Source organism: Trueperaceae bacterium (assembly GCA_023954415.1).
In the GTDB taxonomy this organism is placed as follows: domain Bacteria; phylum Deinococcota; class Deinococci; order Deinococcales; family Trueperaceae; genus JAAYYF01.
On sequence record JAMLIB010000014.1, the window covers coordinates 1 to 23,841 of the forward strand.

Genomic DNA, 23,841 nt, shown 5'->3' on the forward strand with positions numbered 1-23,841 from the left:
TCCCGCACCGGGCGGCTACGCGCCAGGGACGCCGTCGAGGCGCGCGCCGGCGCCGGTTACCCCGCGCGGCGCGCGGCGACCCAGGCCGCGTAGGGGTCGACGCCTTCCAACCGCACGGGCAGGTGGGTGAACCGCATCGCGCGTTCGGTGGCCGGCTTGGCGAGCTCGGCGTACACGTGCTCGGTAGACAGGCCGAACGGCCGGCCTTCCTCGTTCGAGTACGCGTAGTACACGGCGCCGACCCCCAGCATGAGCATCGCCCCAAGGCACATCGGACAGGGGTGACCGCTGGCGTACATCACGTACTCCCCTTGCCCACCCAGCGCCCCCCGGCCGGCCGCCGCGCGCAGCGCCTCCAGCTCGGCGTGGGCCGTGGGATCGCCCGTCGCCAACATCGTGTTGACGCCGGTGGCGACCTCCTCGCCGTCCCTCGTCAGCACCGCTCCGAACGGTCGACCGTCGCTCTGGAGCACGTTCTCGTGCGCCAGAGCGACGGCCTTCCGGAGGTGCTGTTCATGACGTCCTGCGCCTGCTGCTTCGCAACTCATCGTTGGGCACCTCGCTTGTCAGTTGTCGAGAACGTACGGTTGGGCGACCGCGAAGCCCGAGTCGGAGAGCTCTACCCCTGCCTCGGTCATGACACCCCTGAGGCTGACCACGAGACCGCCTCGCACCCGCGGCTCCACCACGAACTCCATGCCGGGCTCGAGCCGGTCACGCGACGCCGGGGAGAGCAGCGGCATGTCCTCGAAGTCGAGCGAGACGCCGTGCCCGACGACCGGCTGGACGCAAGCCAGGCCGGTGGCGGCCAGCCGCTCGTGGACCGACCGCGCGGCCTCGGCTGCGGACATCCCGGGCCGGAACCCGGCCACGCTCGCGAGCAGCGCCTCGTGCTGCCTGGCGTACTGGTCGGCGACGGCCGCGTCGGGAGCGCCGACCACCACCGTTCGTGAGAGGTGCGCCGCGTACGGACCGAACGAGCACGTGTCGTCGAGGACCAAGACGTCGCCGCGCGCCACCGGCACCGCCTGCGTCGATACCAGGGGCACGATCCGTTGGCCGGCGGCCTCGATCCCACCACGCCCAGTGTCGGTGCCCTGCCGCAGGATCTCCCGCATGATCCGGTTGTGGATCTGGACCCGGGTGTCGCCGGCGCGAGAGGCCGCCAGGCCTGACCGCAGCGCGGCGCCGAGGCGCTCGTAAGCCCGGGCGGACTCTGCCAACTGCCGAGCGTCCTTACGCACGCGCAACTCGTCGATCAGACCCCCGAGGTCGCGGAAGGTGGCCTCCGGCATGGCGCCGATGAGGTGGCGGTACTCCTTGTCGGAGACGTAGTCCAACTCGACGCCGATGGTCCCCCGCGCGAGCCCCTTGGCCTCGAGCACGTCCGCCACCGTGTGGAAACCGGATTGGGCGAAGTTGCGGAACCTCACCACCTCGTCAGACCAGGCGAGCTTGGAAGCGAGGCCCGAATGCCAACGGCCGACGACGAGAGCGGAGTCGCCGTCACGCGTGCCGACGGCCAGGGCCGCGCCGGGACCGCCGGGGCGCTGGCTGGAGCCGACCCTCGGGTGCCCGGACATGTACCAGACGTTCTTGGCGGACTGGACGACAGCGGCGTCGAGCCCGGCCCCCTGCAGCGCGCTCGTCAGCGCGCCGCGCTCCAGGAACCGCGTGGCCCGCTTCAGGTCCTCTACCATCAGCGCCTCCCCTCGATGACGAACAGTTCGTCGGTGTCGAAACGATCGGACAGGAGCACGTTCCCGCCCTCGCGGATGAGGACCAGGTCTTGGACCGTGTAGCGCTGCGTCGGCGGCAACATCGGCTCGATGGCGATGATGTTCCCGTCGCGCAGTGTCATCTCCTCGTCCTCGGTGATCATGGGGCGCTCCTGGTAGCCGAACCCCAGGCTGTGGCCCACGATGACGGCCGAGTGCTGCATCCCGTACTCGGCCACGAGCTCTCGGCAACGCAGGAAGACGTCGCGGCCGGTGACGCCGGGACGCATGTACTCGATGAGGGCCCGCTCGACGTCGACGGTGATCCGGTACATGCGTGCCTGCTCCTCTGACGCTTCCCCCACGATCGCGTGGCGCGACTGGTTGGAGGGGTAGCCGCCGAGGAAAGTGGCGTGGTCGGCGAAGATCAGGTCGCCGTGCCGGATGGGTCGCTCGCCCACGCCTTTATGCGGCTCACCGTTCTCCTCCACGATCATCAGACCGCCGCGGCAGTACTCGGCGCCGAGCTCCAGCGCGTTGCCGAGGATGGCCGAGTGCAGGTCCCACTCCGTGTCGCCTTCACGCGCTTCCGCGAAGGCCTGGATCATCGCGTCGTCTAGGATGTCGGCGGAGCGCTTGATCATCGCGATCTCGCCAGGGGTCTTGAGGCTGCGCATGAGGTCGAACGCCTCGTCGACGGGTGTCAAGCGCAACCGGGGCAGGAGCGCTCTCAGTTCCCGGCAGGCCGACGCGGTCATCCCCTCCGACTCGTAACCGACGATGCTCTCCTCGAAGCCGTGCGCCTTCAGGTAAGCCGCGAGCGCCCCGATGGCGGAGCCGTCCTCGCGGTTGAACGCCGTGACGGGCGCCCATGCCAACTCACGGCTGACGGCGAGGTCGGCCTCCTCGACGAAGAGCAGCGAGCTGCCGTCGGGCTGGACGAGGGCGACGCCGCATGACGCGGCGGATGGCGTGTACCAGGGCAGGAGGTGGATGTCCGGGATGGCGGTAGGGCTGCCGGTGAGGTAGAAGACGTTCTTCGGCGAGCTCGCGACCAGGACCTCCACCGCCGTGTACGCGAACAAGGAGTCGAGGGCTTCCCTATTGACGAAGTCTTGGAACATGCTGCCTCCTGTTGGCTCGTGAGATCGCTCGGCTCGGCTCCCACGAGGTGTAGCGCCTGTCACTGGATGCCCCGCAGCCGGGGGTCGAGAAAGTCGCGCAGCCAGTCGCCGAGCAGGTTGAAGGAGAGGACCGTTAGCGCTATCGCCACGCCCGGGAAGACCGCGAGCCACCACCTGCCGGCGAGCAGCTGATCGCGGCTCTCGGCGAGCATCCCGCCCCACGTCGGCACCGTCGGCGGCACCCCGAGACCGAGGAAGGACAGCGACGCCTCGGAGAGGATGACGCTGGAGACGTTGAACGAGGCGATCACGATGAGCGGGGCGAGGATGTTGGGCAGTACCGTCCGGAACACCACGGCGAGCGTCCGCGCGCCGAGGGCCCTGGCCGCCTCGACGTACTCCTTCTCGCGCTGGGAGATGGTCTGCGCGCGGGCGATGCGGGCGTACGTGACCCACTGCCCTACCCCCAGGATGAGGATTAGGTTCCCGATCCCCGGCTTCAACACGACCAGGAACATGATGGCGAGCAGGATGAACGGGAAGGCCAGCTGGATGTCGGCCAGACGCATGATGATGCTGTCGAGCCGACCGCCGAAGTAACCCGCCGTCACCCCCAGTGACGTGCCGATGAGGCCGCCGATGAAGACGGCGCTGAACCCGACTATGACGGAGACCCTGGCACCGTAGAGCAACCGGCTCAGGACGTCGCGCCCCAACCCGTCGGTGCCGAGGTAGGCGCTCACCTTCCCCGTCCTGTCCGGCTGCATCGGGGGCTGAAGCCGGGCGACGATGTTCTGCCTGTTCGGGTCCTTCGGCGCGACCCGGGGGCCGATCAAGGCCGTCACGGAGACGACGACGAGGATCACGAGGGCGAACAGCGGCCACTTCGCCCGCAGCAGGCTCTTGAACACTCGCCGGGCGGTGGAGCGCCGGCGAGCGCGCCTCAGGTCGCCCACCGGCGAGGCGGGAGCGGGTTGGCCCGGCTCTAGCGACACCGATGCAGGTTGCGTCGGCACGTCGTCATTCACCCCAAGCGCACGCGCGGGTCGAGCCGGGCGTAGAACAGGTCGACGATGAGGTTGAGGAGCACGAAGACGAGCGCAAAGATGACGACGGCAGTCTGGACCAGCGGGATGTCGCGCTGGTTGATGGCGTTGAACACCAGGCGCCCGACGCCGGGCCAGGAGAAGATCGTCTCCACCACCACGACCCCGGACAGCAGGAAGCCGAACTCGAGCCCGAACATCGTGACCACGGGCAGCCAGGCGTTCCGAAGCGCGTGCCGCACGACCACGGCCGGCACGGCCAGGCCCTTGGCGCGCGCGGTCCTGACGTAGTCCTGCGACAGCACCTCGAGCATGGAGGAGCGGATAAGGCGGGCGTTGCGAGACAGCGAGAACAACGCTATCGTCACGCTCGGCATCAACAGATACTTGACGGCTGACGGGACGTTCTTGAGCGCCGTCGCCAGATCGCCAGCCAGGAACGGCTGGATGACGGCGACGTGTCCAGATATCGGGAGCCACCTGAGGCCCAGGCCGACGAAGAGGATCAGCATGATGCCCAACCAGAAGCTCGGCATGGACTGGCCGATCATGGCGAAGATCATGATGCCGCCGTCCACCGTCGTACCGCGCTTCAGGGCGGCGAAGACGCCGAACGGTATGGCGAGCACCGTGGCGAACAGCATGGCGAAGACGGTCAGTTCGAGCGTGGCTGGGAACTGGCCGAGTACGACCCCGAGGGCGGGCTCCCTGTAGGTCAGGGAGTTGCCGAAATCGCCCCGAGCGAGGCCGCCCAGGAACGAGAGGTACTGCTCGTAGAGCGGTCGGTCGAAGCCGAGCTTCGCTCGCGTCGCGGCGATGGCCTCCTCACTCGCCATCTCCCCGATGAAGAGGTAGGTCGGGTCGCCACCCAGATGTAACGCGAGGAACGTGATGAGCGTCACGCCCAGGATGACTATCAGGCTCTGCGAGAGCCGCTTCGTTATGTAGGCCAACAAGTACGGTCACCTCCCTTTACGTTCTGGACCGTCGCTATCGTGCAGGTCGGCCTTGACGCGCCGACCTGCACGATTGCGTCCGCGGGGTCTTACGAGGACGGGAACCTAGTTGACGACGAGATGGACCGTGAACGGGTCGATGCGGTCGTCGCGGCGGGGCGTCCAGTCGATGCGATCGCTAACGCCGTAGAAGCTCGGCAGGAAGTAGAGGAGGATCCAGGGCGGGTCGTTGTAGAAGATCACGAGCATGTCGTTGACGATCGCCTGGCGCGCCTCGGGGTCGCGCTCGGCGAGCATCTTCTCGTACAGCTCGAACCACTCCGGGTTGTTCCAGTCGTTGTAGTTGTTGTTGGCCTTGAAGCTCGCGTAGAGCCCCATGTCGCGGATCGGGCTCCACGTGCCGCCGCCGATGCTGTTGATGAACAGCGGGCCCGCCTCGTGCGACTGCAGGAGGGGGGTGAAGACCGACGCCGTCTCCATGACCTCGACGGCGGTGGGGATACCGACGTCCTCCAGGTACTGGGCCACCGTCAAGGCGAGGTTGACGTCGTTGGCGAACAGGCCGTTCGGGGTCTGGAGGTTGAGGGTGAAGCGCACCCCGTCCGCGCCGCGCGGGTAGCCGGCGTCGTCGAGCATCTTCTCGGCGAGCGCCGGGTCGTACGGGTACGGCTCGAGGGCGGGGTTGTCGTTGGGCGGGTTCACGAGCGTCGTCATGCGCTTGCACTCCACTCCGAGGAGGTTGGCGCAGATGGACGGCACGTCGATCGCGTACTGGATGGCGCGGCGCACATCGACGGACTGGATGGCCGCGGCGCCGGGGCTCGACTGCGCCATCTTCTCGTTGAAGCTGAACCAGATCGAGATGCGCCGCGTGCCCATCACGGGCTTGACGGTCGCGGTGCCGGAGTTGTTGATGGCGGCGACGTGGTCGCTGACGACGCCGGCCACGATGTCGACGTTACCCGCGATGAGCTCGGCCGCTTGGGTGGACGCCTCGGGGATCGTGCGCCAGACCAACCGTTGCCAGCCGCCCTGGCCTTTCTCTAGGGGGTAATCGGCGACCTTCTCCAACACGACGCGGTCACCCCTGACGTACTCGACCACTCGGTAGGGACCGGAGCCGATCGGGTTGTTGGCCGCCTGGTCGAGGCTCATCTTCTCGTAGGCGTCCTTGCAGTGGACCAGGATGTCGGCCATGAAGGCCACCGCGGCCGGGTTGTAACGGCTCATCACGACCGTCAGTTCCAGTTCGCTGTCTACCCGCGCATCCACGTAACCGATGTTCGGGAACACGAAGTTGACGATGTTGCCGGTGAAGGCGTTGGCGGGATCGGCGGCGCGCTTGATGGTGTATACGACGTCCTCCGCCGTCAACGGTTCGCCGTCGTGACACTGCAGGCCTTCGCGGAGCTTGAAGCTGACCTCGGTGCCGGTCTCCGAGACGGAGTAGCTCTCGGCGAGGGACGGCGTCACCTTGCCGTCAGCGTCGATGTCCACGAGGCTGGCGAAGACGAGGCCCCTGGTGATGTTGAAAGTGGCGGCGTCGCTGATGGCCGCGGGGTCGAGGGTGGACGTGCTGCGGCTTTGAGCGATGACCAAGGTGTTGGCGTCAGGGGCTTGGGCCAAAGCCACTGCTCCTAGAAATAGCGCGGCGACCAGTAGGTACTTCATCGATCACTCCTCCTGTTACGAGCTGGCTCGCGTCCGCTGGGACGCACGGTAGGTCTACCAGGACTGATGAACGGGCCTCCTTCATATGCGCAGCCAACCGGCGCTAGAATGCCGAGAACGATAGAAGGATTATATCTAAGCTGTTGATTCTGTCAATCCATCCGGCTGTCACTGCGCATATCGTGAAGGGGTATACTGCACGGACTACGCCAGGACACAGGAGGATGAAAGGTGTTTCTCAACGATGAACCCGCAGGCCCCTCGACTCCGCCCGCCGGGGCCCTCGACGACCTCGATAGGAAGATCGTCACGCAGCTAGCCGAAGATGGTAGGCGGTCGTATCGCCATATCGCCCAGAACTTGGGGATAGCCGAAGGAACCGCGCGGTTCCGAGCGAACCGCCTCATGGAAGAGGGCTACATCCGGGTGACGGCCGTCGGGAACGCCATGCGGTTCGGGATCACGGTGATGGCCCTAACGATGTTGCGTGTGGAGCCGGGTCACGTCACGGAAGTCGCCGAGAAGCTGGCGACCTACCGCAACGTCCGCTTCGTCGGGATGTCCTTCGGCTCCGCGGACGTCATCATCCAGACCCTCCACCGGTCTCAGAAGGACCTCCACCGGTTCCTGGTCAACGAGGTGCCAGCGGCAGCACCAGCCATCAAGAGCATGGAGACCTTCCAACTGGCCGAAGTGGTCAAGAGCTCATGGGACTGGGAAGCGTGGCTCAACCTCGCGAGCACCCCGGTCGCCGCCGCGGAGTAGTCGTCATGAACTTAGCCGTCACCTATCCGACTCGCCGCTCCCCCCTCCTGGCGGGCAACGTCGTCGCGACCTCGCAGCCTCTCGCCGCTCAGGCGGGCCTCCGCATGCTCCTCGCGGGCGGCAATGCCGTGGACGCCGCCATCGCCGCGGCCATCACCCTCACGGTGGTGGAGCCGACCAGTAACGGCATCGGTAGCGACGCCTTCGCCATCGTGTGGGACGGCACGCAATTGCGTGGCCTCAACGCTTCCGGTCGCTCGCCCGCCGCCTTGAGCGCGGAACGCTTTGCCGGTATGACGTCGATGCCCCTGCGCGGTTGGGACAGCGTGACGGTGCCAGGCGCCGTTTCCGCCTGGGTCGAACTCCACGAGCAGTTGGGGAGCCTCCCCTTCGAGCGGCTGTTCGAACCCGCCATCGGGTACGCCCGGGACGGGTTCCTGGTCGGAGCCATCACGGCCCGGCTGTGGCAGCGCGCGGAGGCGACGTTCAGCAACTTCCCGGAGTTCAACAGGGTGTTCCTGCCGAACGGGCGCGCGCCGGCGGCCGGTGAGCGCTTCCGCAACCCAGACCAAGCGGCCACGCTCACGGAGATAGCCTCCACCCGAGGGGAGTCCTTCTACCAGGGCGCGCTCGCGGAACGGATCGCGGCGGAGGCCCGGCTCGGCGGCGGGGCCATGACCGAAGCGGACCTGGCCGGCCACAGGGCGGATTGGGTGGAGACCATCTCGACCCCCTACAGGGAGCACGAGCTGCACGAGATCCCACCGAACGGCCAGGGCCTCGCGGCGCTCATGGCGCTCGGCATCCTCAGGCACTACGACATGGCGTCCGTGCCGGTCGACTCGGCCGACTCCCTACATCTTCAGATCGAGGCCATGAAGCTCGCGTTCGCCGACTGCTACCGGTACGTGGCGGACCCCGAGCACATGGAACTGCCCGTCTCATCCCTTCTCGACGACGACTACCTGGCCGGCAGGGCGAGGTTGATAGACATGCGGCGCGCCGGCTCGCCGCAGCATGGGGTGCCCGGACCGGGAGGGACCGTCTACCTGACCGCGGCAGACGAAACGGGCATGATGGTCTCTTTCATCCAGTCGAACTATCACGGTTTCGGTTCCGGGGTCGTCGTTCCAGGCACTGGGATCTCCCTACAGAACCGCGGAGCCGGCTTCGTGCTGAAGTCCGGTCACCCCAACTGCGTGGCGGGAGGAAAGCGGCCCTTCCACACCATCATCCCGGCCTTCCTCACCAAGCAAGGCGCCCCTCTGATGAGTTTCGGAGTCATGGGCGGCCCGATGCAGCCCCAGGGCCACACCCAGATGGTCGTCCGGGTCGTCGACCACCAGCAGAACCCTCAGGCCGCCGCCGACGCCCCACGTTGGCAGGTACTGGGGGGCACCAAGGTGGCGGTAGAGGCAGGCTTCTCCCCCACCGTGTTGGCCGAGCTGGAGGCGCGCGGACACATCATCCAGGAGTCGAGCCTCGGCGCCGACTTCGCGTTCGGAGGGGCTCAGCTCATCTATAGGGCCGATGGCGGCTACGTGGCGGGCACTGACCCCCGGAAGGACGGGCAGGCCGTCGGGTACTGACGCGCGCGCGGATACCGCCCAACGCCGCCTGGCCCTCTGACCCGCCGACGGCCCTTCGCGAGCCCCGCCTAATCACCCGCGCCGCGCGTCGTTCGGGTAGGTGATGCCCACCTGCCGCCGCACCTCGTCGAACAGCCGCATGGTGGCGAGCGTCTGCTCCAGCGGCATGGCCGGACTCTCGTGCAGGCCGGCCTGCACGCAGCGCGTCACCTCGCGGAGCTGGAAGGCGTAGGGCGCGTCCGTCAGCTCGAACTCCTCGGACCGGCGCGCGGCACCCTTGACGACCGTGAAGCCGTTCGGGCGGCTGAGGGACGGGCCCGTCTCCAGGCACCCCTCGGTGCCGACGATGCGCGCCCTGCGCGTCGAATCGGAGACGAACGAGACCACGACCTGGGAGTGCGCGCCGCCCGCGTGCGTCAGCGCGAGGGCGCAGAGCTCGTCGACGCCGTCCCTGTTCACGTTCCCTGTCGCCCGCACGCCGGTCGGGAGACCGAGGGCGCCGATCACCCAGCAGAGCGGGTAGACGGCCAGGTCCAGGAGCGCGCCGCCACCGTCCACGGGTGCCCAGAGGCGCGTTCTGGGGTCGCGCTCGGCCATGAAACCCATGTCGGCCTGCACGTAGCGCACGCGGCCGAGCTCGCCGCTCTCCAGGACGTCCATAGCGGCCACGTACGTGGGGAGGAAGCGCGTCCAGACGGCCTCCATCAGGAACAGACCGCGGTCGCGCGCGAGGCGTACGAGGTCCTCGGCCTCGGCCGCCGTGATCGCGAACGCCTTCTCGACGAGGACGTGCTTGCCCGCGCGCAGCATGGCGCCGGCGACGGCGTGGTGCTGGCCGTGTGGGGTCGCGACGTACACGACGTCCACCTCGGGGTCGGCGGCAAGGGCCTCGTAACCACCTGCGCCGCCGTAGGACGCACTGAAGCCGTACTGGGTGGCGAAGGCCGCCGCCTTGGTGGCGTCGCGGCTGCTCACGGCCTGGAGCCGCGCGTCCTCGAGGAGCGCGAGCTGGGCGGTGACGGTATGCGCGATCTTGCCCGTGGACACGACGCCCCAGCGCAGGGCGAGGCCGGTGGCGGCGAACGGGTCGGGGGCCGGCCGGCCTCCGTGGGGCTGCGGTGGCGTCGTGAGCGGTCTGGCGACGTGGCGTTCCATGCGTGAGGGTAGCGCGTCAGCGAGCCGCTAGGGGCGTTGCCCTACGCGCTCCGCCCGGCGCCGTTCCGGTAGCGCAGCGCCCCGCGTGGTCAGGTCGCCCACCTGATACGCTTCGCGCCATGAGGTTCCACGGCTGGCGCATCGCCTGGGCGTTGGCCGTCACGCAGACCGTCGGTTACGGGGTCCTCTACTACGCCTACAGCGTGTTCACGGTGCCGATGGAGGCCGAGCTCGGCTTCACGCGCGCCCAGACCTCTGGCGCCTACTCGCTCGGGCTGCTCCTGTCCGGCCTGGCCGCCATGCCCATCGGGCGGTGGGTGGACGCGCGCGGCGCGCGCGTGCCCATGAGCGTCGGCTCCCTGCTCGGCGCGGCGTGCGTGCTCCTGTGGTCGTACGCGAACTCACTGACGGGTCTGTTCCTGGCACAGGCAGGCATCGGCCTGGCGATGGGGCTCACGCTCTACGATGTCGCGTTCACGGTCCTGGCGGCGTGGTTCAGGCGCGACCGCATCAAGGCCATGCTGGTCGTGACGATGGTGGCCGGTCTCGCGAGCACGATCTTCGTGCCCGTCGCCACGGCCGCCCTGGAGGGGTTCGGGTGGCGCGTCGCCCTGCGGCTGCTCGCCCTGGTCCTGGCCGTCGCATGTGTCCCGTTGCATGCGCTCGTGCTGCGCGACCACCCGCGCCGGCTCGGTCAGGAGCCGGACGGACGCGCGCCGTCCGGCTCGGGGGCGGCGCCGGCGACCGGGTCCGGGACGGGCGCGGCGCCGACGTCGGCGCCCGGCACCGCGTCCGGCTCGGCGACCGCGTCGGCGCCCGGCATGGCGCCCTCGCCCCCCACGGAGCCCGCTACGGGCGCCCGCGAGGCGCTGCGCTCCGGCCTGTTCTGGTGGCTCACGGCGGCGTTCGTGGCCGACCGGCTCGCGATCGTCGCCGTCGCGGCCCACTCGGTGCCGCTGCTCCTCGAGCGCGGCTACGCCCCGGCCCTGGTGGCCGCCGTGGCGGGCTCGATCGGGCTCGTGCAGGTCGTCGGCCGCGTCGTCTTCGCGCCCGCCGCGCGCGTCTTCAGCCTCTACACGTTGGCGGTCGGTACGTACCTGACGCGCGTCCTCGCCCTCCTCGGGCTCCTCGCCCTGCCGGGTGGGGTCGGCCTGTGGGTGTTCGCGGCGCTGTTCGGCCTCGCGAACGGGGCCAGCACCCTGGCGCGGGGCGGGCTCGTCGGGGAGGCGTTCGGCTCCGCCAACTACGGCGCCATCAACGGCAGCATGGCGACCTTCATCGCGGCGTCGCAGACCGTCGCGCCGCTCGGCGTCGGGCTGCTGCACGTGCGCACGGGCGGCTACGACGCCGCTCTCTGGCTGCTCGTCGGGGCCGGCGTGCTCGCGGCGTTCGCCGCGCAGCGGGCGCGGGGGGCGGCGAAGGCGCGGGGCGTGGTGGGCGGCGCGGCCTAACCGGCGCGGCGCGTAGTCGGCAGCCGGCGCGGCGCGGATCGCTCCGTGCCGCCCCCCCCCGGGGGCGTCCCAAAGGGCGAGCCCCGCGTGGGAGGCGCGGGGCTCAGATCGGAAGAGGATGGGAGGAGGTAATGGGAGAGTTACCTCGAATCCACGACCACAGCCTACGGAGAGGGCGTCACGGGATTCTTACAAGGTCTCTTACTATTACCGCCACCGCCTTGATGCTAGCCACACCTTCCAGCGGCGGCTGGCCAAGCGATCGGCGACGCCAGGAGGGCTTTCACGCGCACTAGGAAGTGAACCAAGGTTGGTCGGCAACCTTAGCCACGGAGTCCGCCATCTAAGGTTGCCGGCTAACCTTGGTTGAGAACCTATGGCGCTCGAGACAGACTGGGGGACGTATCGAGCCCGCGCGAGGCAAGGTGACGCCCCCACCAGCCGCTCACGCGTCGTCGACAGCCCACCGAGTTCACGCGAGGTGAGGCGGCACCTCTCCCCTATCCGGGCTGGCATGCGATCGGGTCGTCTAGGCGATCTCAGTCACTGGGCGTCCTGCAACTCGGCGAGGATCTTCTCCCGGTCAGCTTCCCCGTACTCCTTCAGCGGGTCGACGGCCTTCAGGTAGGCGGCGACGTCGAGGAGGTGCGGCGGCAGCGTCATGAGGCCGTGGGTCGTCATGACGTCCATGCGGCTCGTCTCGTAGAGGGCGCCCTGCCAGCCGTCGGCCTCGATGCGCTCGAGGGTGAACCTGTGGACGGTGGCCTGCATGAGCGTGTGGACGAGGTCCCGCTGGTCGGGAGACAGGGCCTCCCAGGCGTCCGCGGCACGTTGCCTGCGGGCGCGGTGCAAGGCGTCCGCGATGGTCGTGGCGATGCTGCGCGCCTGCTCGCGCGTGAGCGGTTGCGGACCGCCGTTCTCCGGCTCGTCCTGCCTGGGCGGCTCGACGCCCTGTTGGAGCAGGCTGTTGACGAAACCGCCGAGGTTGTAGATCGGCCTGCCGCCCTGCTCCGCTCGCGCCTGCAGCACGCGCGCGTAGGCGACCAGGTCGAGGACCCGCTGGGCGCCGTAGCGGGCAACGGACCGCTCAGGATCCTGGCCCCAGCCGATGTCGCGCAGCGCGTCGGCCGCCTGGAGCTCCTTGAGGAGCTGCTCCTTGTCGGCCTTCTGCGCGACGCGCTTGGCGAGGCTCGCAGGCAGGCGCACACGCGGCTGGAAGACGTCGTTGCGCCTGATCTGGAACGACACGCGCTGGAACTTACGGCCTACCTTGTCCGGCTCGTAATCGAAGGTCAGGCACGTGTAGGCGCCGAACTCCTCCTGCGCCTTGTCGAGGACGTAGCGGAAGTCTTTGAACCGCTCGTACTTCCCGTCGAGGCCGAGACGGAGCTTGAGGTCGTCGACGTCGAAGATGAGCTGCGAGCGCTCGCCGGCGTAGCTGGCCGTGTAGAGCACCTCGAACAGGCGCATGCTGTTGAAGCTCTCGAACGACAGGAGCTGCTCGGTGGGGATGATGCTGAAGTCGCGCCTGAGCTGAAGGAGGTAGGGCTTGAGCCTCGGGTGGATGTGGATCTCGATGGCAGCCATCTCGCCGCTGTCGCGCCCGTTGTCGTAGCGCGCCTCCGAGACCCACTGGAACATCACCCAGTCGCCGTTGGGCTCCTTGATCTGGATGGTCTGCTCCAGGAGCTCCCTAGCCGACTCCTCGATCCGCGAGTAGATGCTCTTGCCGCTGATGTTGAAGAGCTGGGCGTACTCCCAAGCGGTGATGCGGATCGGCTCAAGCGTGAGGTCTTCCTTGGTGATGTCGGAGAGCGCGAGGACGAGCAACCGTTTCGTGAGGATGCCCATCTCCTGCCGGCTGAGCGCCAAGGGGTTGGCCTGGGTGATGGAGAGAGACGGACCGTAGCTCCTCCGCTGCGGCGCACGCTGCTTGCTCTTGGTCCGTTGTGAGCGGGGTCTGCCCGCCGGTTGCGCCTGACGCGCAGCCGTCCTGCCGACCGCCTCGCCGAAAGGTGTCTCTTCGCTCATCGCCTCTCCCCTACCCTACCGGAGCCGTTCGCCACCACCGTCTCGCGGAGGCAGGCGCGGGCCGAAGCTCCAGTGGTCGCGCGGGCTGCTTGACTACGTGCAGACCTCCGCGCCTCGAAGATGATACGGCCAGTGGGGATGATGGGTCAACGTTTCCCCTATTATTCCCACCATCCGCGGGGCGCCGTGCTTAGTTCCCCAGTTTTCCCGCTCCGGTACCCGCGTCCTCCCCTTTGGTACCCGGCCCTTCCCAGACGCGTACCCCGCTTGTCCCCACCGGGTACCGCGCACGTCCCGCCGCGGTACCCCGCCTCACCCGCTCGAACCACGAAACGCACGTGAGGAACGCGATCCGCCCGCACTCCATTAAAGAGAATGCTAAAGCTTTTGAAGAAAACACCGCAATGCCCTGATGCTGTGACCAGAGTAGAGCTCAACCCAGTAGCGGCATGGACGCCGGGGCGCCACTGCCGAGCGCCACCACCTCCGACAGCTACCTTGGTCCCACGGTGTCCCCTTTTCCGGGCTGGAGCCGCGGCCGGTACCGCTCTCTTCCCACACGACGTTCCGACCGCTGCGGGACCATCGCCTCTGATCCTAGTACCCCCGCTTCCCTACTTCGCCGTCCAGTACCCTGTCTTCCCCGCCCTACCTACCCGCTCGGCGTCCGCTTCCGAGTCGTCGGCTACCAGGCGGACTACGTGGCCGATGGGCTTGGCAGAAACACTCATGGACTCCCATCGCACGGGCCCTGCTCCGAGGACGGCGTGACGACCGTCGCCTCGTCGGGTCCTCGTCGTCCTGGTCGCGACCTTTCGCGTCGTTCTTGCGCCAAGGTATTACCGTGTGGGTTCTCGCGGTTGACGGCGAGTGGCGATGCCGCTAGCTGGGATTCCACCCTGTAGACGCGGGACGGGGCTAGGAGCCGAGGTGCTATTTTCCTCGTCCTCGTCCTCTTCCCTGCCCCGGGTCGCCCCGCTCCGCCTGGCGAGGTCCCGAAGCGCATGTGGGGATGTGGCGGTACTCGTCCGGGCGGTGAATGGCACTTGAGGGTCATTCGCGGCTAAGTGGGGGAAGATCGGTACCGGCTGGGCTATTGAGCGTGGCCGTGGTCAGGCACGTCTCGGGAGCTTCTCGGGCGCCTACGCCTTCCTTCCGAGCTCCTATGGGGCGTGCGCGGCAGGGTGTCATGCGATGCGCCGATGCGGACATGCGTCCGCGAGTCCGAGGCGTGCGACCGCTTCTATTGAGGGTTGTCACTGCGTCTCGATCGCGTCCAGGACAAGAGGTCTCGCCGCCATAACGTTATGGCTAAACCACCTTTCATCGTGGAGCGCGTCCTCTTGGCATTGCGCGGCAGGCCTGCGGAAGCTAGTGGAAGCTCGGCGTTGCGAGGCTAGTCGAGAATCGCGGCGTGCGTGATCGCCATAACGTTATGGCGTGATCGACACGATGCGAGTGCGGCGCGCTCGGTTACGACCCACGCGGCTACGTTGCGGCCGCGACCACCATGGCAGCCTTCGGTTCGTCCCCCCTTCGCGCCCATCATCATGCCCGGCGCCACGTCGGCACCACGCCCGCACCAGGTTCGGCACCAGGTTCGACACACCGGTTCTCGCCGGCTCTCGTCCGTGCGCGCTGGCGGTCGTCGCGCGTAACCGCGGAAGGTACAATCGACGGGCCGGCATCTTCGAGTTGCTGGTCCTCAGGAGGCGGGTGGCCGCGTGAAGGTGCTGACGTTCTTCAACCATGCAGGCGGGGTGGCCAAGACCAGCACGGTCCGCGACGTCGGCTACGTCCTCGCCGAGATGGGCAGGCGCGTGCTGCTCATCGACGTCGACCCGCAAGCGAACCTCACGCGCTGGCTGGGCGTCGAGGACGACATCGCCTTGTCGCAGACCATCTACCCCGCCGTGCTGGGTGATGCGGACAGAGATAGCGATCCCGGTGCGCGTGCGGGAGACGACGATCTCGTGCTACCCGAGCCCCTCGCCGTTCACGGCATGGGGCTCATCCCGAGCAACCTGAACATCGCCATCGTGGAGCGCGAGATCCTCAGCGTCTTCATGGGCGTCGTCAGGCTGCGCGAGGCCGTCAGGCGCCTACAGGGTTACGACTACGTGCTCATCGATCCGCCGCCCAGCCTGGGGCAGCTATCGGCGCTGGCGGTCGTCGCCGCCGATAGGATCGTCGTGCCCCTACCGACCAACCGCAAGGGCCTGGACGGGATCCCTACCGTCATCCGGATGGTCCGCGAGTACCGCAAGGCGGCGCGCAACCTCGACATCGCGCTCTTCGTGCTCACGCAGCACGATAGGCGTACGCGCCACGACCGTGACAGCTTGGAGATCATCCGTGAGCAGCTGGCGGCCGTGGCGCCCGTGTCTACGCCGTTGGCGTCTAGGCCGGCGTACTACTCGGATGCGCAGGTTCAAGGCATGCCCATCCCGGTGTACGCTCCTGGCAGCGAGGCGGACCTGGAGGTCAGGCGCGTGACCGCGGAGTTGCTCGAACGACTGGAGGGGTGAAGCGGTGGCGAAGAAACGGAAGAACGAGCTCGACCGCGCCGCCGTGTTCGGCGCCATCCTCGGTGAGATCGAGACGAGTGTCGAGCAGCAGTCCACGACGGGTATCGGTTTGGCCGACCTGCGCTACAACGATAGTCAGCCGAGGAAGCATTTCGACGGAACAACGCTGAGCGACCTGGCGGAGAGCATCCGCGAGCGCGGGGTGTTGGAGCCGATCATCGTGAGGCGCGTCGGCACGGGCTACGAGGTCGTGGCCGGGGAGCGCAGGGCGCGCGCTGCGCGGATGGCAGGCTTGAGCGAGGTGCCCGCCGTGATAGTCGAGCTCGACGACCGCGAGGCGCTCGAGATCGCGATAACGGAGAACCTCCAGCGCGAGGACCTGAACGCGGTGGAGGAGACCGAGGCCGTGCTCGGCCTCCTAGAGCTAGTCCTCGAGGCGCCGCGGGCCGATGTCGTCGCGTTCCTCCAGGCGCTCTATGGCGAGGAACGGGGCAGAGGCGGCTCGCGGCCGATCGATCGCGCGCGACGCGAGCAGACGTTGGGCATGTTCAAGCGTCTGGGGCGGTTCAGTGTGTCCTCCTTCGTCAGCAACCGGCTCCCCATCCTCGAGTTCCCTTCAGAGTTGCTCGACGCGGTCAGGAGCGGGCAGTTGGCCTTCACCAAGGCCCAGGCCATCGCCCGCCTGGACGATCGCCGGGCGCAGCGGCTCTTGCTCGCCGAGGCGGTGGGGGAGGGCCTGTCTCTCAGCCAGATCAGGCGGCGGATAACGGAGCTGCGTCAGGGGGATCACCGCGCCGTTGCGGCGGCTGCGGCTGGCGTCCCCGTGGACGCCCAACGGCTGGTGGCAAGTACCAAGCGCCTACTCAACAGACGCAGGCTCGCCGGCCTCGGCCCGAGCAAGCTCGGGCGGGTCACGGAGCTGCTCGACGAGCTCAACCGGTTGCTGATCGAAGACTGAGGTCTCGCGCTGATTGCTGAGCCACGCGGCACGCGATGCGTGGAGGAGCGCCCGGCCGGGCTAGGCTTGGAGCCGGAGGTTCTACCATGCTCCAAGTCGGCGACAACGCTCCCGATTTCGCGCTAAGCGATCAAGACGGCAACGTCCACAGGCTCTCGGATCAGAGGGGTTCGTGGGTGGTCGTGTACTTCTACCCGAAGGACGACACGCCCGGGTGCACCACGGAAGCGTGCCAGTTCCGCGACGCGCTGCCCCACTTCGGGAACATCGGCGCGAAAGTGTACGGCATCTCGGCGGACGACCGGGCCAGCCATGAGGCCTTCGCGGAGAAGTTCGACCTCAACTTCCCTCTGCTCACCGATCCGGACATGACCACCATCAACGCGTACGGGGCTTACGGTGAGAAGGAGGTGGGCGGAGAGAAGCGCATGGGCATCCTCAGGCAGTCCTACCTGATAGACCCGCAGGGTCGGGTAGCGCATGCGTGGACGACGGTGGTTCCGGACGGCCATGCCGATGAGGTCAGGCGCGTGCTGGAGGGGTTCCGGGCCGGGGTGGCCTGACCGACGGGCAGCGCATGGATGTGGCGGCTCGTCGGGGGAGACGTGGGTACTCGCTCGCTGAACCGGGAACTCTAGGGTACTGGTTCCGGCGTGAAGTACTTCACCTTCGCCTCCGAGAGCCGCCGACTGGTGGGGAGACCGCGGTACCAGCCGCGATAACTGGGGAATCGTGGGTACTTCTTGACGGCCTGATCATCCCGGCGGGCAGATTGCATCCGCCGGGATGACCGTTGTAGCCGGGCTGACCAGCTCGCCGTTCGTGCCGCTGCTGGCGAGCGGGCGGCCGGAGATAGGCCGGTGGGAGCCGAAGGCCGCCGTGGGACCGGGAGCCCGGTTCGAGCGGGAAAGGAACGGTACTTTAGCTCCGGTGACGTACCCCTGGTGCTCTCGGTACCCGCGTTTCCCCACCAGCTCTAGGAGGAGACGCCACGCTGGCGCGGCGCGGTGCGGGGTAGGGGAGAGGCCATCACCCGAAGTGGTATCCCCGGACGGAGATGGGCGAGGGCAGGCTGGCCAGGGTCGACGCCTTGAGGGTCACTTGATAGCCGGTGTCCTCCACGACCGCGTCGGCCACCAGGATGGCGGCGTCGCGCACCATCACCCGGTGCGACTCCCACAGGTCTGGCGGGATGATGAGCTGCGCGCGCACCGGACCGTCCTCGAGGACGTAGAAGGCGAATCCCTTGGCGGTCGGCGGCTTCTGCCTGCTCACCACGAGGCCGGCCGTTCGAACCGTGGCGTGGCGGGGTCGGCGGCGTAGGCTGGCCAGCGGGACGCACTCCAGCTCGCGCAGCTGGCTGCGCATGAAGTCGAGCGCGTGGACCTCCAAGGGGCTGAAGCTCATGGTCTCGTGGTCCCACGTGAACTGCTTCTCGAGTTCGAGCGTTGCCAGCGGCGGGGTGTCGGGGGCCGCCGTGAGGAGTTCGAAGCCTCCGCTCGCGTGCGTGTTGGAAAGCGCGCCGACGCGGAACAGCGCGTCGCGACGGTCCTGCAGGGAGTCGAAGGCGCCGGCGCGCACGAGCGCCTCGAACTGTTCCTGCGCCAGGGAGAGGCGCCTGTGGGCGTCGTCCGCGCTCGCGTACGGCCCGCGTTGCAACCGCTCGTGAAGCACCTTGACGGCGGTCGCCTCGGTGATGCCTTTGACTGTCGAGAGTGGCGGCCGCATCGCTTTGACGGTCTTGCCGTCCAAGCGGACCCTCTCACAGTAGAAGCGCGTCGCGCCGCTAGCGCTGATGTCGAGCGGCAGGACGGGCACCCCCCAGGTGCGCGCTTCTTGCCGCTTCGTCGAGTGCGACCACATGCCGGGCGCGTCGTTGAAGACGGCGGTCAGGTACTCGGCCGGGTAGTTGATGCGCAGCCAGCCGCTGGCGTAGGCGTGGATGGCGAAGGCCCAGGCGTGCGACTCGGCGAAGCCGAAGCCCTGGAAGCCCTTGACAGCCTCGAAGACCTTCTCGGCCTGGGCGCGCGTGGCGTCCGAGTGCCGCATGGCGCGGGCGACGAAATCCTCGCGGTGCGGCTCGATGTCCTCGAAGTCGCCCCAGCCGGAGACCTTCTTGCGGAAGCGGTCGGCCTCGACCCAGTCCATGCCGGCGAAGCTCACGGCGATGCGCAGGACGTCCTCCTGGAACAGGAGCACGCCGTAGCTCTTCGCGAGGATCGGTTCTAGCTTCGGATGCCAGTAGGTGACCTCCTCGAGTCCCTGGCGCCGCTTCAGGTACGGATGCACGGTGCCGGATTGGATGGGTCCGGGACGGATGAGGGCCACCTGATGGGCCAAGTCGTGGAGGTTGCGGCTACGCATGACGCGGCTGGTGTGCTGCTGGCTCGGGCTCTCCACCTGGAACAGGCCCATCGTGGAGCCCTCGGCCATGAGGTCCCAGACGCGGGCATCCTCGGGGAGGTTGCCGAGGTCGAGCCACACGCCGTCGAGCCGCATGACCTCCTCGCGTGCCCATCCCAGCGCCGCGAGCATGCGGAGGCCGAGAAGGTCGAGTTTGACGAGCCCTAGCTCCTCGGCGTCGTCCTTGTCGAGCTGCAGGAGCTTGGAGCCTCCGCTCGCGTGCTCCGTGGGGGAGTAGTGAGAGAGGGGATGGTGCCCCAGCACCACACCCCCGCAGTGCGGCGCCAGGTGCCGGGCGTGCCCGGGTTCCATGCTGCTGAGCAGCTTCAGGAAAGTGAAGGCGACGGGGGCGTCTCCTAGCACCTCGGCGAAGGCCACGGCGGCGTGGGCGGCGTAGCGCGGCCATAACCCACGGAAATCGCGTCCCAAGGCCTTGGTGAGGCGGTCGCGCAGCTCGGGCGGCAGGCCCAGCGCGCGCCCGAGATCCTGGATGGCCAGGGGTAGGTGGTAGGTGATCTTGTTGCAGACCATGGCGTGGGTCTCGGCGCCGAAACGCTCCTCCACCCAGTCGAGGACCTCCTGGCGGCGGTCGGACGCGATGTCGATGTCGATGTCGGGCATGGTCTTCATGCCGGTGTGCATGAAGCGCTCAAAGAGCAGGTCGTTCGCGAGCGGCTCGGTCTTGGTGATGCCGAGCAGGTAGCAGACGATGCTGGCGGCCGCGGAGCCGCGCCCGGCCGCCATGATGCCTTGGCGGTCGCAGAAGTCGGTTATCTCGGCGGTCACCAGGAAGAAGTCGGCCATCTTGTGCTCCCCGATGATGGCTTTCAGCTCCGTCTCGAAACGCGCTTCCGCCTTGGTCAAATCGTCGCCGGAGTAGCGCTTCAGCAGCGCCTTCCGACACCGCGCCTCCAGCAGTTCTATCGGGGCCTCGTTGCCCCGCGCGAGCCGCGACCTGGGCGGGGTGATGAAGCGCCGCCCGGTCTGGTCCTCCGAGGCCAGCTCGAAGCAGGCGCGCTCACCTACCCAACCGGTGTTCAGCGCCGCGTCGGGGAAGGGGAGGCGGTCGAGCACCTCGGCGGGGCTCGGCAGCGCCTGACAGGAGTTCTGTGGTCGGTTGGCGTGAGGTTGCTGCACACTGATCCCTAACCTGGCGCAGGTGAGGGCGTCGTAGAGCCGGTAGTCGTCCGGGGTAGCGTAGCGGACCTCCGGCGCGCTCACCGCCGGCAGGCCGAGGTGTTTAGCGAGGTTCCTGATGACGCGCGCGCGCCTTTCGTCCCAGCGGTAGCGGTCGTGGAAGAGCTGCAGGTAGAAGCGGCCGTGGAACGCCTCCTCGACGCGCTTCAGCAGGTCTTGCAGCTCCGTGATGCGGCGTCGCGCCAGCAGGTTCGCCACGACGCCGTCTCGCGGTCCCGACAGGAGGATGACGTCGCGGTTGTGCGCGAGGAGTTCCGACAGGAGCGCGGCGCGTTCCGCCCTCGCCAGGGCGACGGTTATCAGCTCGCAGATGGTGGCGTAGCCCTCTCGCGACGTGGCGATGAGCACGAACGGGTACGCCTCGTTGCCGATGCTCACGGGGACGGTGGCGCCGATCAGCGCCCGGATCTTGTGCTCCTCGGCAGCCTTGAACAGCTCGACCACGCCGGTGACGTTGAGGTCGTCCGTAAGCGCCAAGTACTGGTAACCCAGCGCGGCGGCCCGTTCGACCAGCGTGGTCGGGCTCGCGGTGCCCGCCCCGAAGCTGTAGTACGAGTGCACGTTCAGGAGCGCGCTCAGTCGGTCGTTCTCGCCACCCACCAGCTGTCTCCCTCCCTGAAGAGCTCGAGCTGCGCGCCGTCGTCGAGCTCGAGCAGGTAGTAGCCGCGGCGGATCTCGAGCGCTTCCCACCAGCGCCCGGCGCAGCGCCACCGGTCGATGACGTTGACGACCCGCCTGGGGGGCAGGGGACGCCTCGGCGCGCGCCTGGCCGGCGCGCCCTTGGGAGCGGGGGAGGGGAGGCCGGCCGGCGCGTCCCACTCGACGGATACGGGCGTCTCGTCGTCGGAGAGTTCTACTCGGGCTTGGGTCATCAGTAGGCGCATGGGAGACCTCGTCTGGTGGGGTGGTGCTGGGGGCTCTCTTTGCCCTCGGTAACTATGCCCTTGGTAACTAAGGGTAAGAAAGGATAGGGCTAGGACGGGCCGGTGTCAAGTGGTCGGCTGCGCGTCCGATGCCAAGACTTGTCTCCTCGGTTCCATCCCGGTCATGGCATCGAAAGTAGGCACTTCACAATCATGTGATAATCTGGTAATGTCATATGGCATCAAGGAGGCGCGAGTGGCAACACTGACCTGGGTCCCAGAAGTCGTACCGGAAGCCGGCCCTGCTGGTCGCACCATCGAGCGCCTGCTGCGCAGCAAGGACGTCAGCCTGGGGGCGGCCAGTCGCCGCATCGAGGAGGGGCTGCCGTTCAGGGTCTTCGCTGAGCTGTGCGCGGGCCTGCGCCTGACGCAAGGCGAGTTCGCCATCCTGCTGCAGATGAGCGGGAGCACCCTCTACCGCCGCAAGGGGAGCGGGCGCTTCGAGGCCACGGAGAGCGATCGCCTCTGGCGCTACGTCGTCCTCTACGCCCGCGCCATGGACGTGCTGGAGGCGCCCGACGCGGCGGTCGAGTGGTTGCACGCGCCCAACCAGGCGCTGGAGGGCAAGACCCCGCTGGCGAGCACCAAGGACGGCCCTGGCGCCCAAAGGGCCCTGGCTGTGCTCGGCCGCATGGAGCACGGTGTCTTCGGGTGACGAGCGGCTGGCGCATCGTCAAGGAGCGCTTCGCCGCCACGGCGTTCGACGGGGAGGGCGCGCGCCTCTACGGCGGCCGCTGGAACTCGCCGGGCAGGCCGGTCGTCTACCTGGGCTGCACGCCGGCCATCGCGGCGCTCGAGATCCTCGCGCACAACGCCAGGCTGAACCTGCTGGAGACGAGTTATGTGATCGTCGAGGCGCGCGTGCCGGACGACGCCGTGCTGGACTTAGGTCCAGCCGGGCTACCCGAGGGGTGGAACGACCCCGCCGACCCCGGCGGCGCCGCGCGCGTGGGCGACGCCTGGCTCGACTCCGGGGCGAGCCTCGCGCTACGCGTGCCGTCTGCCGTCCTGCCGCTGGAGTTCAACCTCGTGCTGAACGTCGGGCACCCGCGGATGGGGGAGGTTGAGGTGCGAGAGGCGGTGGCGTTTCGGTTCGATTCGAGGCTTGGTGGGACGTAGCACGGTAGTGGTCACATCACGACGGACGGTAGGGCCGATCGCATCAGAGACCCTCTAGGTCCTTGACTAGCACGAACAGGTGCAACGGGTCAGTAGGAGGCGGTTGGAAGTCGAACTGGGCGTAGAACGTGCGCGCTGCGTTCTTCCTAACAGAAACCACATGCGCGCCTGCGCCTGTAGATGCCAATAGTCGGCGCGGAGGACGATTGCGCCGATTGTCGTCGGAGAAGACGTCCGGTTCGCTTAAGAGCGTGCGCAGCCGAGGCAGATCGTGTGTGAGAGCGTTCAGGGAGACCGTGAAGGCCTCCAAACGGTCGGTGTGGAGCCGAAGACCGCGGGCATTTCTGCTCTAGCCCAGCCGAGAGCGCTCTGGAGTACGAACTCGCTCAACGGGCGGTGTTGCGAGTGCGCGGCCACGACCAGGATGCCCTTATCATCGACTGCCATTCGAGTATCTCGGTGCGAGTGATGTGTCTGGTCATGGTGGTGCTTCCTGGAGGTGTCCTAATGGCAGCGGCCGGCCACAATCCACATAGCCTGAATCATTCGTGCGTTCCGGCGTCCTGGCTTCGGACGTAACGTTTCTTCGTGCCTTGAGTCCTGGCTTGAGCAGGCGAAGCCACCCGTGACTATGCTTCTGTTCCTCACGACCAGGTCGGGGCTACCAGTCTTCCATCACACTACGAAGGCGGCTATCGCTCCACTTCGCGTAGACTCTGGCTGTCTCTAGGTTCGAGTGTCCGAGATGGCGGGCAACTGCCTCTAGGTCGCCGAGTTCCCTCATGATTTCTGTACCTGCATAGTGTCGCAAAGCGTGAAGCCCGCGTCTAGGCACGCATGCGCGATCGCACAAGCAGTACATAACCTTGGCAAGATGAGAATAGCTTCGAAAAGGAATAACATATCCGGTCGCCGAGTCTGAGGCACTCAGAATATTCACTAACGTGGAAGAGAGAACAACGGATCTCGACTTGCCACCCTTGCCCTTACGAACAGTCAGCTCGCGGTTGCCGATAGATACGTCAGGCCAGGAAAGCTGCAGAATCTCGGACGCACGCAGGCCAGCATGCGCCCCTAACAAAGCGATCAATCGCTCTGTGGGTCGCGACGCGCTTAGCAGCGCCTTTAGCTCTGCTCGTGTGTATGGGGAGCGCTTGTCCCATGGCGCTGTCGGGTCAAGCGGAATCCGAACATCCTGGAAGGGGTC

At 67.7% G+C, this 23,841-nt stretch carries 17 protein-coding genes and 1 pseudogene; 8 read left to right on the plus strand and 10 right to left on the minus strand.

Translation table 11 applies throughout. The features are described from left to right. Nucleotides 1–56: 56 nt before the first annotated feature. The 6 genes from M9914_13545 to M9914_13570 form a co-directional block, all read right to left on the minus strand. A complete protein-coding gene (locus M9914_13545) occupies nt 57–548 on the minus strand; it encodes a deaminase (GenBank protein ID MCO5175200.1) in 492 nt (163 codons plus the stop codon). 18 nt (nt 549–566) lie between these two features. Further along, nucleotides 567–1,700 carry a M24 family metallopeptidase gene (locus M9914_13550; protein ID MCO5175201.1) on the minus strand — a complete coding sequence of 378 codons (1,134 nt, stop codon included), beginning with the start codon at nt 1,698–1,700 and terminating at the stop codon, nt 567–569. Then, nucleotides 1,700–2,842 (minus strand): Xaa-Pro peptidase family protein, encoded by a 1,143-nt coding sequence (locus M9914_13555; GenBank protein MCO5175202.1) that lies wholly within the window; start codon nt 2,840–2,842, stop codon nt 1,700–1,702. Before M9914_13555 ends, M9914_13550 begins: the two co-directional genes overlap by 1 nt. A 59-nt stretch (nt 2,843–2,901) precedes the next feature. Beyond that, nucleotides 2,902–3,753, minus strand: a complete 852-nt coding sequence (locus M9914_13560; GenBank protein MCO5175203.1) for an ABC transporter permease — start codon at nt 3,751–3,753, stop codon at nt 2,902–2,904. A 113-nt stretch (nt 3,754–3,866) separates the two neighbouring features. Next, entirely contained in the window at nt 3,867–4,844 is a 978-nt protein-coding gene (locus tag M9914_13565) for an ABC transporter permease (protein ID MCO5175204.1), read from the minus strand. 105 nt (nt 4,845–4,949) lie between these two features. Further along, entirely contained in the window at nt 4,950–6,515 is a 1,566-nt protein-coding gene (locus M9914_13570; GenBank protein MCO5175205.1) for an ABC transporter substrate-binding protein, read from the minus strand. A 231-nt stretch (nt 6,516–6,746) separates the two neighbouring features. Here M9914_13570 and M9914_13575 point away from each other — a divergent pair, with 231 nt between their 5' ends. After that, nucleotides 6,747–7,280 (plus strand): Lrp/AsnC family transcriptional regulator, encoded by a 534-nt coding sequence (locus M9914_13575; GenBank protein MCO5175206.1) that lies wholly within the window; start codon nt 6,747–6,749, stop codon nt 7,278–7,280. A 5-nt stretch (nt 7,281–7,285) separates the two neighbouring features. Beyond that, nucleotides 7,286–8,869 carry a gamma-glutamyltransferase family protein gene (locus M9914_13580; GenBank protein ID MCO5175207.1) on the plus strand — a complete coding sequence of 528 codons (1,584 nt, stop codon included), beginning with the start codon at nt 7,286–7,288 and terminating at the stop codon, nt 8,867–8,869. Nucleotides 8,870–8,941: 72 nt separating this feature from the next. Here the strand turns inward: M9914_13580 and M9914_13585 are convergent, their stop codons facing one another. After that, on the minus strand, nt 8,942–10,024 hold the full coding sequence (locus M9914_13585; protein ID MCO5175208.1) for a Gfo/Idh/MocA family oxidoreductase: 1,083 nt from the start codon (nt 10,022–10,024) through the stop codon (nt 8,942–8,944). A gap of 119 nt (nt 10,025–10,143) precedes the next feature. Between M9914_13585 and M9914_13590 the strand changes: the two genes are divergently transcribed. Then, nucleotides 10,144–11,475 carry an MFS transporter gene (locus M9914_13590; protein ID MCO5175209.1) on the plus strand — a complete coding sequence of 444 codons (1,332 nt, stop codon included), beginning with the start codon at nt 10,144–10,146 and terminating at the stop codon, nt 11,473–11,475. A 543-nt stretch (nt 11,476–12,018) separates the two neighbouring features. On the opposite strand, the gene M9914_13595 is transcribed toward M9914_13590, so the two are convergent. Then, entirely contained in the window at nt 12,019–13,506 is a 1,488-nt protein-coding gene (locus M9914_13595; GenBank protein MCO5175210.1) for a replication initiation protein, read from the minus strand. 1,724 nt (nt 13,507–15,230) lie between these two features. Between M9914_13595 and M9914_13600 the strand changes: the two genes are divergently transcribed. The 3 genes and pseudogenes from M9914_13600 (at nt 15,231) to M9914_13610 (ending at nt 17,555) form a co-directional block, all read left to right on the plus strand. Further along, nucleotides 15,231–16,034, plus strand: a complete 804-nt coding sequence (locus tag M9914_13600) for a ParA family protein (protein ID MCO5175211.1) — start codon at nt 15,231–15,233, stop codon at nt 16,032–16,034. A gap of 136 nt (nt 16,035–16,170) precedes the next feature. Then, nucleotides 16,171–16,431 (plus strand): annotated as a pseudogene (locus M9914_13605) (ParB/RepB/Spo0J family partition protein). Nucleotides 16,432–17,078: 647 nt separating this feature from the next. After that, entirely contained in the window at nt 17,079–17,555 is a 477-nt protein-coding gene (locus M9914_13610; GenBank protein ID MCO5175212.1) for a peroxiredoxin, read from the plus strand. 466 nt (nt 17,556–18,021) lie between these two features. Here the strand turns inward: M9914_13610 and dnaE are convergent, their stop codons facing one another. Together dnaE and M9914_13620 are read right to left on the minus strand one after the other, a co-directional pair. Beyond that, nucleotides 18,022–21,192 (minus strand): DNA polymerase III subunit alpha, encoded by a 3,171-nt coding sequence (gene dnaE / locus M9914_13615; protein ID MCO5175213.1) that lies wholly within the window; start codon nt 21,190–21,192, stop codon nt 18,022–18,024. Then, the gene (locus M9914_13620; protein ID MCO5175214.1) at nt 21,168–21,476 is read right to left on the minus strand and encodes a hypothetical protein; all 309 of its coding nucleotides are present in this window, start codon (nt 21,474–21,476) and stop codon (nt 21,168–21,170) included. Before M9914_13620 ends, dnaE begins: the two co-directional genes overlap by 25 nt. A 235-nt stretch (nt 21,477–21,711) precedes the next feature. Here M9914_13620 and M9914_13625 point away from each other — a divergent pair, with 235 nt between their 5' ends. Together M9914_13625 and M9914_13630 are read left to right on the plus strand one after the other, a co-directional pair. After that, a complete protein-coding gene (locus tag M9914_13625) occupies nt 21,712–22,170 on the plus strand; it encodes a DUF2384 domain-containing protein (protein MCO5175215.1) in 459 nt (152 codons plus the stop codon). Beyond that, complete coding sequence (locus tag M9914_13630) at nt 22,167–22,634, plus strand: RES family NAD+ phosphorylase (protein ID MCO5175216.1); 468 nt, start codon at nt 22,167–22,169, stop codon at nt 22,632–22,634. The genes M9914_13625 and M9914_13630 overlap by 4 nt, the downstream gene beginning before the upstream one ends. Nucleotides 22,635–23,841: the final 1,207 nt, after the last annotated feature.

Excerpts from the sequence above, each read along its gene's own strand:
- M9914_13610 (MCO5175212.1), top strand. The coding sequence starts at position 17,079 with ATGCTCCAAGTCGGCGACAACGCTCCCGATTTCGCGCTAAGCGATCAA.
- M9914_13620 (MCO5175214.1), bottom strand. The coding sequence starts at position 21,476 with ATGCGCCTACTGATGACCCAAGCCCGAGTAGAACTCTCCGACGACGAG.
- M9914_13570 (MCO5175205.1), bottom strand. The coding sequence starts at position 6,515 with ATGAAGTACCTACTGGTCGCCGCGCTATTTCTAGGAGCAGTGGCTTTG.
- M9914_13555 (MCO5175202.1), bottom strand. The coding sequence starts at position 2,842 with ATGTTCCAAGACTTCGTCAATAGGGAAGCCCTCGACTCCTTGTTCGCG.
- M9914_13590 (MCO5175209.1), top strand. The coding sequence starts at position 10,144 with ATGAGGTTCCACGGCTGGCGCATCGCCTGGGCGTTGGCCGTCACGCAG.
- M9914_13595 (MCO5175210.1), bottom strand. The coding sequence starts at position 13,506 with ATGAGCGAAGAGACACCTTTCGGCGAGGCGGTCGGCAGGACGGCTGCG.
- M9914_13585 (MCO5175208.1), bottom strand. The coding sequence starts at position 10,024 with ATGGAACGCCACGTCGCCAGACCGCTCACGACGCCACCGCAGCCCCAC.
- M9914_13550 (MCO5175201.1), bottom strand. The coding sequence starts at position 1,700 with ATGGTAGAGGACCTGAAGCGGGCCACGCGGTTCCTGGAGCGCGGCGCG.
- M9914_13580 (MCO5175207.1), top strand. The coding sequence starts at position 7,286 with ATGAACTTAGCCGTCACCTATCCGACTCGCCGCTCCCCCCTCCTGGCG.
- M9914_13545 (MCO5175200.1), bottom strand. The coding sequence starts at position 548 with ATGAGTTGCGAAGCAGCAGGCGCAGGACGTCATGAACAGCACCTCCGG.